Annotated in this window: 13 protein-coding genes and 1 pseudogene; 6 read left to right on the top strand and 8 right to left on the bottom strand. The window is 67.5% G+C overall.

Annotated features, from left to right (window positions below; all coding sequences use genetic code 11):
* Positions 1–31: 31 nt before the first annotated feature.
* Positions 32–370 carry a P-II family nitrogen regulator gene (locus U4Z31_RS27145; RefSeq protein ID WP_006398637.1) on the top strand — a complete coding sequence of 113 codons (339 nt, stop codon included), beginning with the start codon at positions 32–34 and terminating at the stop codon, positions 368–370.
* 168 nt (positions 371–538) lie between these two features.
* Here U4Z31_RS27145 and U4Z31_RS27140 read toward each other — a convergent pair whose 3' ends face one another.
* Together U4Z31_RS27140 and U4Z31_RS27135 are read right to left on the bottom strand one after the other, a co-directional pair.
* Positions 539–1,618 (bottom strand): porin, encoded by a 1,080-nt coding sequence (locus U4Z31_RS27140; RefSeq protein WP_044847749.1) that lies wholly within the window; start codon positions 1,616–1,618, stop codon positions 539–541.
* Between the two features lie 569 nt (positions 1,619–2,187).
* Positions 2,188–3,159 carry a LysR family transcriptional regulator gene (locus tag U4Z31_RS27135; protein WP_321811930.1) on the bottom strand — a complete coding sequence of 324 codons (972 nt, stop codon included), beginning with the start codon at positions 3,157–3,159 and terminating at the stop codon, positions 2,188–2,190.
* 98 nt (positions 3,160–3,257) lie between these two features.
* Between U4Z31_RS27135 and U4Z31_RS27130 the strand changes: the two genes are divergently transcribed.
* Entirely contained in the window at positions 3,258–3,755 is a 498-nt protein-coding gene (locus U4Z31_RS27130; RefSeq protein WP_321811929.1) for a GNAT family N-acetyltransferase, read from the top strand.
* A gap of 58 nt (positions 3,756–3,813) precedes the next feature.
* Here the strand turns inward: U4Z31_RS27130 and U4Z31_RS27125 are convergent, their stop codons facing one another.
* The 4 genes from U4Z31_RS27125 to U4Z31_RS27110 form a co-directional block, all read right to left on the bottom strand.
* Positions 3,814–4,593: an ABC transporter ATP-binding protein gene (locus tag U4Z31_RS27125; RefSeq protein WP_044847741.1), complete on the bottom strand. Its 780-nt coding sequence runs from the start codon at positions 4,591–4,593 to the stop codon at positions 3,814–3,816.
* 18 nt (positions 4,594–4,611) lie between these two features.
* A complete protein-coding gene (locus U4Z31_RS27120) occupies positions 4,612–5,325 on the bottom strand; it encodes an ABC transporter permease (RefSeq protein WP_321811928.1) in 714 nt (237 codons plus the stop codon).
* Entirely contained in the window at positions 5,322–6,011 is a 690-nt protein-coding gene (locus U4Z31_RS27115) for an ABC transporter permease (protein ID WP_044847743.1), read from the bottom strand. The genes U4Z31_RS27120 and U4Z31_RS27115 overlap by 4 nt, the downstream gene beginning before the upstream one ends.
* A 229-nt stretch (positions 6,012–6,240) precedes the next feature.
* On the bottom strand, positions 6,241–7,017 hold the full coding sequence (locus U4Z31_RS27110) for an ABC transporter substrate-binding protein (RefSeq protein ID WP_044847744.1): 777 nt from the start codon (positions 7,015–7,017) through the stop codon (positions 6,241–6,243).
* A gap of 368 nt (positions 7,018–7,385) precedes the next feature.
* On the opposite strand from U4Z31_RS27110, the gene U4Z31_RS27105 reads away from it, so the two are divergent.
* Positions 7,386–8,084 (top strand): pirin family protein, encoded by a 699-nt coding sequence (locus U4Z31_RS27105; RefSeq protein ID WP_321811956.1) that lies wholly within the window; start codon positions 7,386–7,388, stop codon positions 8,082–8,084.
* A 70-nt stretch (positions 8,085–8,154) separates the two neighbouring features.
* Here U4Z31_RS27105 and U4Z31_RS27100 read toward each other — a convergent pair whose 3' ends face one another.
* Positions 8,155–8,706 (bottom strand): Spy/CpxP family protein refolding chaperone, encoded by a 552-nt coding sequence (locus U4Z31_RS27100; RefSeq protein ID WP_044847746.1) that lies wholly within the window; start codon positions 8,704–8,706, stop codon positions 8,155–8,157.
* Positions 8,707–8,932: 226 nt separating this feature from the next.
* On the opposite strand from U4Z31_RS27100, the gene U4Z31_RS27095 reads away from it, so the two are divergent.
* Together U4Z31_RS27095 and U4Z31_RS27090 are read left to right on the top strand one after the other, a co-directional pair.
* Positions 8,933–9,658: a response regulator gene (locus U4Z31_RS27095; protein WP_006755678.1), complete on the top strand. Its 726-nt coding sequence runs from the start codon at positions 8,933–8,935 to the stop codon at positions 9,656–9,658.
* The gene (locus U4Z31_RS27090; protein WP_124488435.1) at positions 9,642–10,958 is read left to right on the top strand and encodes an ATP-binding protein; all 1,317 of its coding nucleotides are present in this window, start codon (positions 9,642–9,644) and stop codon (positions 10,956–10,958) included. Before U4Z31_RS27095 ends, U4Z31_RS27090 begins: the two co-directional genes overlap by 17 nt.
* 40 nt (positions 10,959–10,998) lie before the next feature.
* Here U4Z31_RS27090 and U4Z31_RS27085 read toward each other — a convergent pair whose 3' ends face one another.
* A complete protein-coding gene (locus U4Z31_RS27085; RefSeq protein ID WP_027786765.1) occupies positions 10,999–11,265 on the bottom strand; it encodes a hypothetical protein in 267 nt (88 codons plus the stop codon).
* A gap of 510 nt (positions 11,266–11,775) precedes the next feature.
* Here U4Z31_RS27085 and U4Z31_RS27080 point away from each other — a divergent pair.
* A pseudogene (locus tag U4Z31_RS27080) lies at positions 11,776–12,284 on the top strand (sulfonate ABC transporter permease); the annotation flags it as partial.

The following is a 12,284-nucleotide window of genomic DNA, read 5'->3' as shown; positions in this document are numbered from 1 at the left end:
TCATCCAAACGAGCATTGAGGGACAACCATCATGAAACGCATCACCGCCATCATCAAGCCGTTCAAGCTGGACGAAGTCCGCGAAGCGCTCGCCGAAGTGGGCCTCACCGGCCTGACCGTGACGGAAGTGAAGGGCTTCGGCCGCCAGAAGGGGCACACCGAGCTGTATCGCGGCGCCGAATACGTGGTCGACTTCCTGCCGAAGATGAAGATCGAGGTGGTCGTCGCGGAAGCGCAGGTCGACCAGGTGATCGACGCGGTGATCGGCGCGGCGCGCACGGGCAAGATCGGCGACGGCAAGATCTTCGTGTCGGACGTCGAGCGCGTGATCCGCATCCGCACCGGCGAAGAGAACGAAGCGGCGGTCTGAGCGCCGCATCCGGCCCGTTCGGCAGATCGGGCAGATCGGGCCGCGGATCGCACGATCCCGGCCCGCCAATAAAAAACGGTGCGGATACCCGGGAGGGTACCGCACCGATACGCGCCTCTCGCAGCAGCGTGGAAAGTGTTGTCGAATCGTTCTCTGGACGGCGCCTGATCAGAACAGGTGCTGGATGCCGGCGTAGACGCCGGTCTGGCTGCCGCCCGGATGCGGGTTGCCCGTCGACACGGCGGTGCCTGCACCGTTCGCGTTCAGGCCGAAGTTGGCCGTCGAGCTGTTGCGCACCGTCGCGACCTGCACGTCGAACAGCGTGCGCTTCGAGATGTTGTACGAACCGCCGACCGTGTAGATGTTCGCGTTGCCGCCGCCGTGGTTGGCATTCACGTGGTACACGGCCGCGATCAGCGCTGCCGCCGGCGTGGCCTGCCACGTCACGCCGCCCCAGACCTGCTGGGTGCCGGTGATGCCGTTGTTGACGGCCGGGCCGCCGCTGCCGTCCGCGTGCGACGACTGGTAAGCCGCCTGCAGCTTGAACTGGCCGAGGAACACGTTCAGGCCCGCGAAGTATTCACGCGAGTAGTTGAACACGTCCGAGAAGCGGCCGTTGCTGTCGCGCGTTTCGTCGTAGATGCCGCGCAACTGGAACAGCGAGTTCGTGTACGTGACCTGTGCGCCGGCTGCACGACCCGGCTGGCCGGCCGTCGTGTTGCCGTTGAAGCTGGTCGAGTTCGAGAACGCGAACTGGCCGTAGAAGTCGAGGCCGTAGAACTGCGGCGACTGGTACGACACGTTGTTGCTGGTCTTGTTCCAGTTGCGGCCGCGCACGAGCGATGCCGACGACCAGCTCGACTGGCCCAGCGGATCGAAGTCCCACACGCCGTTCGCGATCGCGAGTTCGCGACCCAGCAGCAGCGTACCGTAGCGGTCGTTGGAGATGCCGACGGTCGCGAAACGATCCCAGATCGAGCCGCTGAAGCCGCCCGTCATCGTGTTGAACGCGCCTTCGAGGTGGAACAGGACCTTGTTGCCGCCGCCGATGTCCTCGCTGCCCTTCAAGCCCCACAGGCTCGTGCCCCAGTCGCCGCTTTCCGCGCGCACTTGGTGGCCGTTCTGCAGGCCGTTCAGGTACTCGAGGCCGGCATCCAGGCGACCATACAGCGTGACGCTGCTCTGCGCGTGCGCCGTAACCACCCCAGCAGCCATCAGCGCGGCCGCGACCAAAGCTTTCTTCATCATCTCCTCCATACCCTGTCAAAAAGTCAACCCAGACTGCACGAGATGCCCGGAGCAGCGAGCGCCGGGCAAAAGCGAAAAGCGGGATAACCAGGGAGACCTCGTGCAGGGCCGGTAAGCGCGGCACGCGGGCAAGCGGACGGAAAACCGTTGAGCGGTCCCGCGCGGCCGGGTCGGCTTGCGGGGTCTCCTTGTTGTGTCGTGAAGCTAAACTACATTTCACGAACTTCGTTTTGCTACTTTGGTTACTAATTTAGCAAAAATACAATTTTGTGGCGATGGAAATCGTTGTTTGACTAACACGTGTCGCCAATTTGCCATGCAACACAGTGCGCAGCGGGTGCCCAAGGGGCCATCGATTCCCGGAAAACCTTTGTGAGACAAGGGAGACACGGATTCGGCGCCGGTGGGTCAAGGATTGTCACTATTGACGTTGCCGGAGCGCGAGCGTAAGAGCGGGACGCGCGGAATTGGTAAGTATTTCGTAATGAATTGGCAGTGGTCCGCCGCCGCCCGGGCGCCGGAAACGCTGGCGCGGCGGGCGCTCCGCGCGCCGCACCGCAGCGTCGAACTCAACCGCCCGTCGGCCGGACGTCTAGCAGTTGCGCGCGCAGCCACCGGTGCGCGTCGGTGCGCGCATGCTTCGCGTGCGAGTAGACCTTCACCGTGTAGCGCGGGATCTCGAACGGCGCGGGGAAGATGCGGATCGGCGCCGCGTGGCGCAGCGCCTGTGCGGCACGGTTCGGCACCGTCATCAGGAGTGCCGATTCCGCGATCACGAACGGTGCGGCCAGCACGCTCGGCAACTGCACGGCGACCTGCCGCGCGAGGCCGAGCCGGTCGAGCACGTAGTCGACGACGCCGCGCGACTCGTTCCACGGCGTGACGACGACGTGGCGTGCCGCGAGGTACTGGTCGAGCGTCAGCCGCCGGCGGATGTCCGGATGCGTGGCGCTCGCGATCACCACGTAGTCGTCCGAAAACCAGTCGAAATCCTCGATGCCCGGCGCGTCGGCGGCCGACTCCTCGTGATAGCCGAGCGCGAAGTCGATGCGGCCGGCCGCGAGTTCGTCGATCGAGATCTTCCGGTCGGAGTGGACGACGCGGATCCGCAGCCGCGGCGCGACCTGCTCGATACGCGCGAGCAACGCCGGCAGCACCGCGAACGCCGTGTAGTCGCTCGCGGCGAACACGAACGTGCGGTCGCTTTGCGCGGGATCGAAGCGGCGTGCGCGGGCGAGCCCCTTCGACATCGTGTCGAGCGCATCACCGGCCCAGGCGGCGATGTCGTCGGCGCGCACGGTCGGCTGCATCTCGTTGCCGAGCCGCACGAAGAGCGCGTCGCCGATCGCTTCGCGCAGCCGGGCGAGCGCGTGGCTGAGCGCGGACGGGCTCATCGCCAGCTCGTGCGCGGCCGCGGCGACCGAGCGGTGGCGGTACAGCGCGTCGAACGCGAGCAGCAGGTTCAGGTCGAGACGGCGCAGCTCTGGATGCATCATGTTCATGTCAGGATGAAGAAACTGCACTTCCTGCAGTTGTCTCATGAACGTAGCATGTCGATCCGGGCGGCGTCACGCGCGATTGCGCGAGCGAGCGCCGCCGCATTCCGTTTTCAGTCCGGGCCGAAGGAGGGCTCCCCACCGTGCAAATCGACATCCGTTGGGCCACCGTCGCCGACGTGCCGCAGATCCTGCGTTTCATCACCGAGCTGGCCATCTACGAGAAGGCGGAGCATGAAGTGGTCGCGACGCCTGCATCGCTCGAGCGCAGCCTGTTCGGCGAAGGTTCGCCCGCGCGTGCGCTGATCTGCGAGGTCGACGGCGAGCCGGCCGGCTTCGCCGTGTATTTCTTCTCGTATTCGACGTGGCTCGGCCGCCAGGGCCTGTATCTCGAGGATCTGTACGTGTCGCCGCGCTTTCGCGGCGCGGGCGCCGGGCTGCGGCTGCTGAAGGCGCTCGCGCGCGTCGCGGTGGAAACCGGCTGCGGGCGTTTCGAATGGAGCGTGCTCGACTGGAACGAGCCGGCGATCCGCTTCTACGAAAGCGTCGGCGCCGCGCCGCAGAGTGAATGGGTGCGTTACCGGCTCGCGGGCGACGCGTTGCGCGCGTTCGCCGACGGCACGCCGGTGGACGCCGCGTAAACGCAAGACGGGCGCCGCATGGCGCCCGTTCGTGCAGTGCGGCGCGGAGGAGCGCGCGTTACTTGAGGCTGCCCGACAGGAACCCGCGCAGGCGTTCGCTCTTCGGGTTCGCGAACACCTCGGACGGCACGCCTTCTTCCTCGACGCGCCCCTGGTGCAGGAACATCACGTGGTTCGAAACGTTGCGCGCGAAGCCCATCTCGTGCGTGACGACGATCATCGTGCGGCCTTCCTCGGCCAGCTTCTGCATCACCTTCAGCACTTCGCCGACCAGTTCCGGGTCGAGCGCCGACGTCGGCTCGTCGAACAGCATCACGTCCGGATGCATCGCCAGCGCCCGCGCGATCGCGACACGTTGCTGCTGGCCGCCCGACAAGTGCGACGGATACTGCTTCTCGACGCGCGGCGCGAGACCGACCTTCTCGAGGTACTCGCGCGCGCGGTCTTCGGCTTCCTTCTTCGGGATGCCGAGCACGTTGACGGGCGCTTCCATCACGTTCTCGATCACGTTCATGTGCGACCAGAGATTGAAGTGCTGGAACACCATCGACAGCTTGGTGCGCACGCGCTGCAGCTGCTTCGAATCCGCGGCGCGCAGCGCGCCCGTCTTGTCGAGCGCGGTGCGCACTTCCTCGCCGTCGACGAAGATGCGGCCGGAGTTGGGCTGTTCGAGGAAGTTGATGCAGCGGAGCATCGTGCTCTTGCCGGAACCGGACGAGCCGATCACGCTGATCACGTCGCCCGAGTTCGCCTTCAGCGATACGCCCTTGAGCACCTCGTTGTCGCCGTACCGCTTGTGCAGATCGTCGACGAAAAGCTTCTGAGTCTGGGAATTCATGAATAGTCCTGCGGAAACTTACTTGCCTTGCGGGCGCAGATACGCGAGCCAGCGACGCTCGGCCTGGCGGAACAGCCACACGAGCGCGAACGAGATCACGAGATAGAGCAGGGCGGCGATGCCGAACGCGTGGAACGACATGTAGGTCGCCGAGTTCACGTCGCGCGCGATCTTCAGGATGTCCGGCACGGTCGCGGTGAACGCGACGGTGGTCGCGTGCAGCATCAGGATCACTTCGTTGCTGTAGAGCGGCAGCGCGCGGCGCAGCGCGGACGGCAGGATCACGCGGCGATACATCGTGAAGGTGGACATCCCGTACGCGCGCGCGGCCTCGATCTCGCCGTACGACGTCGCCTTGATCGCGCCCGCGAAGATCTCGGTGGTGTACGCGCAGGTGTTCAGCGTGAACGCGAGCAGCGTGCAGTGCATGCCGTCGCGGAAGAACGCGTCGAGCAGCGCGTGCCTGCGCACGACCTGCAGGCTGTAGAGGCCGGTGTAGCAGAGCAGCAGCTGCACGTAGAGCGGCGTGCCGCGGAACACGTACGTATAGAGCCACACGGCGCTCGACAGCCACTTCCTCTTCGACACGCGGGCCACCGCGAGCGGCACCGACAGGCAGAAGCCGAGGCCGATCGACACGACCAGCAGCCACAGCGTGATCGCGACGCCGGTGATCCGGAAGCCGTCGGTGTAGAGGTAGTTGCGCCAGTATTCTTGGATGAGTTCGATCATAGGTCAGCCTTGCGGACACCGGTCGAGTAGCGTTTTTCGAGCCACATCAGCACGAAGTTCGAGATCGTCGTGATGGCGAGGTAGACCGCACCGGCGATCAGCGTGAAGAAGAAGAACCGCAGCGTGCCCTTGCCGGCGTCCTGCGACGCCTTCACGACGTCCGCGAGGCCGATGATCGACACCAGCGCGGTCGACTTCACGAGCACCTGCCAGTTGTTGCCGATGCCGGGCAGCGCGAAGCGCATCATCTGCGGGAACATGATCCGCGTGAACACCTGCCAGTTGGTCATCCCGTACGCGCTGCCGGCCTCGAGCTGGCCGCGCGGCACCGACAGGAACGCGCCGCGGAACGTCTCGGTGAAGTACGCGCCGTAGATGAAGCCGAGCACGAGCACGCCGGCGAGGAACGGGTCGATGTCGATCTGGTCCCAGCCGAGCGCGTCGGTCGCCATGTTCAGCCAGATCTGCAGGCTGTAGAACAGCAGCAGCATCAGCACGAGGTCGGGCACGCCGCGGATCAGCGTCGTGTAGACGGTGCCGGCGCCGTTCGTGAAGCGGTTGCGCGACAGCTTCGCGCCCGCGCCGAGCAGGCCCAGCAGGAACGACAGCGCGAGCGAAAGCACCGCCAGCTTGACGGTTTGCCAGGTGCCGGCGAGGATCAGCGGGCCGTAGCCTTGTAGAAACATATGTGGTCCCTGGTGTGGTCCCGGACGGCGCACGCGGTGCGCCGCGAAAGACGCGCCCGCCAAGCTGCGCGGAACGCCCCGTACGTATCATGACCGTCCGCCCCGGCAACGGTGCCGGGCCAGCCCGTCGCGCGAGCGGCGGGCGAGGGGGCGGGCGGCGCGTGGTTGACTGCCTGTCGTGCCGGACGCGGGGGCCGCCCCCGCATCCGCTTCCCGGTATTGTCGGCGCTCAGCGCGCCGAGTAGACGCTGAACGAGAAATACTTGTGCGACAGCCGGTCGTACGTGCCGTCCTTGTGCATGTCGGCCAGCGCCTTGTTGATCTTGAGCTTCAGGTCCGTGTCGTCCTTGCGCAGGCCGATCGCGGTGCCGTCGCCGATCGTCTTCGGATCCTTCACCTCCGGGCCGGCGAACGCGAAGCCCTTGCCGCGCGGCGTGCGCAGGAAGCCGTAGTCGGCCTGCAGTTCATCCTGCAGCGTCGCGTCGAGGCGGCCCGAGCCGAGATCGGCATAGACCTGGTCCTGGTTCTGGTAAGGAACGATCGTCACGCCCTGCGGTTCCCAGTACGCCTTCGCGTAGGATTCCTGCGTCGAGCCCTGCTCGACGCCGACGTGCTTGCCCTTGAGCGACGCGACCGTCGGCAGCAGCGGCGAGCCGGCCTTCGCGATCATCCGCGCGGGCGCGTCGTACACCTTGTCGGAGAAGTCGATCTGCTCGCGACGCTTGTCCGTGACGGTCAGCGACGACACGATGACGTCGTACTTCTTCGCCTTCAGTGCGGGAATGATTCCGTCGAGATCCTGCGCGACCCACACGCATTTCACGTTGATCCGCTTGCAGATTTCCTTGGTGAGATCGACGTCGAAACCGACGATCTCGCCGCTCGGCGCGGTCGACTCGAACGGCGGGTAGCTGGCATCGACACCGATCCGCACGGTCTTCCACTCTTTCGCGAAGGCGCTGCCCGCCACGAGGGCGAGGGCGGCGCACAGGGCGGCCTTCTTCATTTCCATCCTTTTGTCGCTCACTTCCGGGGAGGCGCTCGCGGCCGGTCGGGCCGGGCGCCGCGGCGTATTCTAGACGGCCAAAATTCGTGTTTCGGCGCGCAGGCAACGGCGCTCGCCGGACGGGCGAACGCCAAAAGGGCGGTATTTTACCCGAACGCGATACCCGGAAAACGGCAATCCGGCGCGACCGATCGATTCTTCGATTCGGGCGTTGCGGCAATCGCGGTATTCGCGACGGGCATCACGCCGATTGGGTTCGCGGGTGCAACGATGCGGTGCGCGGGCGGCGGATTGTGGCGCGCCCGGCACGCCCCTACAGTGCAGGTAAACCCGAAGAAAGAATATCTGCCTGCCGGAGTGCCCGCCCCATGTTCCAGATCCGCCGCGCCGCCGACCGCTGCCACACGCGCCAAGGCTGGCTCGAATCGAGCCACAGCTTTGCGCTTGCCGGCGACGCCGGGGCCGCGCATCCGCCGTTCGGCGCGCTGCGCGCGCTGAGCGAGGACCGGATCGCGCCGACGCGCGGCTTCGGGATGCAGCCGCGCCGCGACCTCGAAATCGTCACCTGCGTGCTCGACGGCGCGCTCGCGCATCGCGACAGCCTCGGCAACGGCGCCATCGTGCGGGCCGGCGGCGTCCAGCGGATGAGCGCCGGCACGGGGCTGATGCACAGCGAAACCAATGCGTCGCGCGAGCGGGTGCTGCATCTGCTGCAGATCTGGCTGCAGCCGGCGGAGCGGGGCGGACGGCCCGGCTACGCGGAGCGGCATTTCGCCGACGACGAGAAGCGCGGCCGCCTGCGGCTCGTCGCGTCGCCGGACGGCGACGACGGTGCGCTGTCGATCCGTGCGGATGCGCGGATCTTCGCGGGGCTGATCGATGGCGACGAGGCGGCGGCATTCGCCGTGCCGGCCGGGCGCAGCACCTATGTGCACGTGGTGCGCGGCGACGTGGAGGTCAACGGCCACGCGCTGGCCGCGGGCGACGGCGCGCGGATCGCCGGGGTAGAAGCGGTCGCGTTCGCACGCGGCCGGGCGGCCGAGGTGCTGCTGTTCGACGTCGCCTGAAATGAAACGGGGGACGCGGGCCGGGTGCCCGCGTCCCCCGCGATGCCGCCCGGGGAGGCGGCCCGCCGGCTTACTGCGCCGGTGCCGACGCGCCCTTGGCCGCGCGGTGCTGCTCCCAGCGTTCCTTCATCTTCTCGTGACGCTGCTCCATCCGCGCGAACTGCTGCTTCAGCGCGGTGCTGACCGTCGTCTTCTGCTGGTCGTTCAGCCCGTTGTAGAACGCGAGCCAGGCGGCCGAGCTCTGCTCGCGCAGCTGCGCGTTCTGCTGCTCGGCCTGCTGGCGGGCGGCGTGCATCGCGTTCAGGTCGAGGATCGGCTGGTTCTGCTGCGCCTTGAACTGCTCGCGCATCTGCTCGTGGCTCTTGCGCATCGCTTCATGGTTCTGCTTCATCGTGTTGACGGCCGTCTGCCACTGCTGTTCCTGCGACGCGTTGAGCTTGAGCTGGTCGTGCAGCTTCATGATCACGCCGAACGGGCCGCCGTCATGGCCGCCGTGCATCTGGTGCATGCCGGGGCCGCCCGGCGGCGGCATGTCGTTGGGCTGCGCGGCATGCGCGGTGCCGAATGCGAGAGCGAGCACGGTGGCGGCCGCAATGGCCACGCGGGAAGTGTTCTTATACATTTCAGAAACTCCTTGTATCCAAAGGGTCCGGCGATGCGGCGCGCGGGGTGAGCCGGGTGCCGCATCCGGTAAGACGCAGGTTAGCGGCGCGTGCTCGGGCCGGTGTTACGCGGGATGGCTGCCGGGTTACGGCGCATTACAGTTCCCTTGCGTCGTAACCCGCAGTAACCCTTTCGCCCCTTTGTTTCGTTCTTCGACTCCGCGCTCGCGCGCTAAACTTCGAGCCATGACTACCCAGATCCTCATCGTCGACGACGACCAAGAACTCCGAGACCTGCTGCGCGACTATCTCGTGCGCCAGGGGATGGAAGTGTCCGTGCTGCACGACGCGGCGACGCTCGAGAAGCGCCTCGAGCGCGAGCGGCCCGACCTGATCGTGCTGGACCTGATGATGCCGGGCGTGGACGGCCTGACCGCGCTGCGCCAGCTGCGCGCGGCCGGCGACGACATCCCCGTGATCATGCTGACCGCGCGCGCGGACGACGTCGATCGCATCGTCGGGCTCGAGCTCGGCGCGGACGACTACCTCGGCAAGCCGTTCAACCCGCGCGAGCTGCTCGCGCGCGTGCAGGCCGTGCTGCGCCGCCGCCGCGCGACGCCGTCGGCGGCGGCGCCCGAGCAGCGCGAGCCGTTCGCGTTCGGCCGTTTCGTGCTCGATTTCCAGGCGCGCACGCTGTCGGTCGACGGCAAGCCGGCGACGCTGTCGAGCAGCGAATTCGCGCTGCTGAAGATCTTCGTGAATCACGCGCTGCGCACACTCACGCGCGAACGGCTGCTCGAGCTGCTGCACGGGCCCGAGTACGACGGCACCGACCGCGGCATCGACGTCCAGGTATGGCGCCTGCGCCGCATCCTGGAAACGGATCCGTCGACGCCGCGCTTCATCCAGACGGTCCGCGGGCGCGGCTACGTGTTCGTGCCCGACGGCGAGGCCCATGCGCAAGCCCATTGATTCGCTGTTCGGGCGGCTGGCGCTGCTGGTCGTCGGCGTGTTGCTCCTGTCGCACTTCGCGTGGTTCTTCGCGATGCGCCTCGAGCGCAACCAGATGCAGACGCGTTATGCCGTCGAGGAGGCCGCGTTCCTCGTCGACGCCGTGCGCCAGCACGTCGAGCGCACGCCCGACCAGCCGCTGCCGTCGCGGGTGCGGCTGGTGTCGCCGGACAGTCCCGATGTGCCGAAAGACGCCGATTCGAACCTGGCGGCGCCGCTCAAGCGTTTCCGTGACGACGTGAGCGAGCGGATGCCGCCCGGCACGCTGGTCGAGATCGGCGCGCCGGGCCATCCGCCGGTGCTGTGGGTCAAGGAGCCGAGCGACCGCAACTGGATCGTGGTGCCGGTGCAGCCGTTGCGCCCGCCGCGCTCGCTCGACCGGATGCTGTTGTGGCTCGGCACGATTTTCTCGGCCGGCGTGATCGCCGCGCTGTTCGCGGCCTGGCAGCTGCAGCAGCCGCTGCGCTCGCTGGCGCGCGCGGTCGCGCGCTTCGGCCGCGGCCAGCCGGTGCCGCCGTTGCGCGAGCGCGGCCCGCGCGAGCTGCGCCAGCTCACGCACGGCTTCAACCAGATGGTGGAACAGGTGTCGCAGGCCGAGAGCGACCGCGCGGTGATGCTGGCCGGCGTCGCGCACGACCTGCGCACGCCGCTCGCCCGGATGCGCCTGCGCGCGGAAATGATGGACGACGCGCGGCTGCGCGACGGCGTGGTGCGCGATGTCGACTCGATGTCGCACATCGTCGACCAGTTCCTCGTGTTCGCGCACGGCGGGGCGGACCGCAGCGAGCCCGTGCCGGTCGACCAGACCTGCGAGCGGATCGCCCGCAGCTATCGCGCGGTCGCACCGAACGCGCCGGCGGTCCAGACGCATCTGGCCGCCGACGAAGGCTTCCGCCTGCCGACCGCGACGCTCGACCGGATCCTGTCGAACCTGCTGGACAATGCGCATGCGTACGGCGCGCCGCCCGTGCTCATCGAGACGGCGCGTACGCCGGCGGGTTACGTGCTGTCGGTCAGCGACAGCGGCGGCGGGATTGCGCCGCGCGATCTGGCGGCCGCGACGCGTCCGTTCGTGCGGCTCGACCCCGCGCGCGGCGGGAACGGCCACAGCGGGCTCGGGCTGGCGATCGTCGAGCGGCTGGTGCTGCGGCTGGGCGGGGCGTGCGAGATCGGCAATCGTCCCGAGGGCGGCCTGCGCGTGGCGATGACGTTCCCGTTCGACGTGGTGCCGAAGGACGAACTTCACGCCCAGGCCGCGTAAGCGGCGCATGCGGCGCCTGCCGGGCAGGCGCCGCGCGGCATCATTCGCCGAACAGCGTGCCGAGCGTCTCGGCGGCGTTGCTGTCGATGGTGTTGTAGGTCACGCTCGTGGCCTCGAAGATATAGACGGTCGTATAGCGGCCGAGGCGCTCCAGGATCTCCTCCTGCAGCGATTCCGGCACGACGTTCATGTTCAGGTACCACGCCGTCGACGACAGCCGGGTCTGGAACGACCCGTACTCCTGCATCAGCTCGTAGAACGCATCGGCGTCCTGATCGCGGCAGACGATCACCAAGTTTCCTGCCATTCGCTTCCTCCCGCTGGTCGGTCGATCCCTGGCGGCTATGGGGCTAGCGACGCCAGGGGCTAGCCCCGATCATACCTGCTTCGCCGCAATCGTCCGCTGACGTCCTGCATGGTTTGTGTCCGTGTGCGGCGGGCGGGTTCCCGGCCGGCCCGGATCACGGCATAATTCGGGGCCTGCATGCCGGCCGCACGACCGCGGCCGGGCTGCTCCGCACCGCACGCCTGCCGTTCGCCCGCGTGCCGGGCACGATCCGTGCGCCGCCCGCCCGCGCGCCGCGCCGAGCCGAGCCGGCCCCGGACGGTTGAACCTGAAATACAGGTTGGTGTAGTGTCGTGCCGTCGCGGCCCGACTCGCCGCGCCCGGAGGGCGCAGCTTGCACGCACGGCGCCCCGCGCCGGCGTGAGATCGTGAATCAATCGAATTACCGCGTCGAATTACCGCGCCCGTGCGCTTTGCCATGAATCAACATCGTCTGCCGGCTTCGTTCGGCCTTACCGGGGAGGGCGCCTGATGGACGTCGGATTCTTCAATCCGAACCGGACCGCCAACGCGTCCGCGTGGCGCGTCCTGCCGAACCGGTGGGACTTCATCGCGTTTCCGCTGATCATCTGCCTGATCGCGATGGCGGTCGTCGGCTTTCATGAAACGATGGCGCCGATCGGGACCCTTCAGACCCAGAAGATCTCGCTCGACCCGTCGAACCTGCCCGAATACGCGTTGCGCACCACGCTGCGGATGCTCGCCGCGATGGTCGCGTCGCTCGCGTTCACGCTGGTGTACGGCACGCTCGCCGCGAAAAGCCGCCGGGCCGGCATGGTGCTGATCCCGATCCTCGACATCCTGCAGTCGGTGCCGGTGCTCGGCTTCATCTCGTTTACGGTCACGTTCTTCCTCGCGCTGTTCCCGAGCCGCGTGCTCGGCGCCGAGCTCGCGGCGATCTTCGCGATCTTCACGAGCCAGGCGTGGAACATGACGTTCAGCTTCTACCAGTCGCTGCGCACGGTGCCGCGCGACCTGGA

Origin of the sequence: Burkholderia sp. BCC1985, assembly GCF_905339915.1 — a bacterium.
In the GTDB taxonomy this organism is placed as follows: Bacteria; Pseudomonadota; Gammaproteobacteria; order Burkholderiales; family Burkholderiaceae; genus Burkholderia.
The sequence above is the reverse complement of the archived record's forward strand: the minus strand, read 5'-3'. Positions and strand labels throughout refer to the sequence as shown.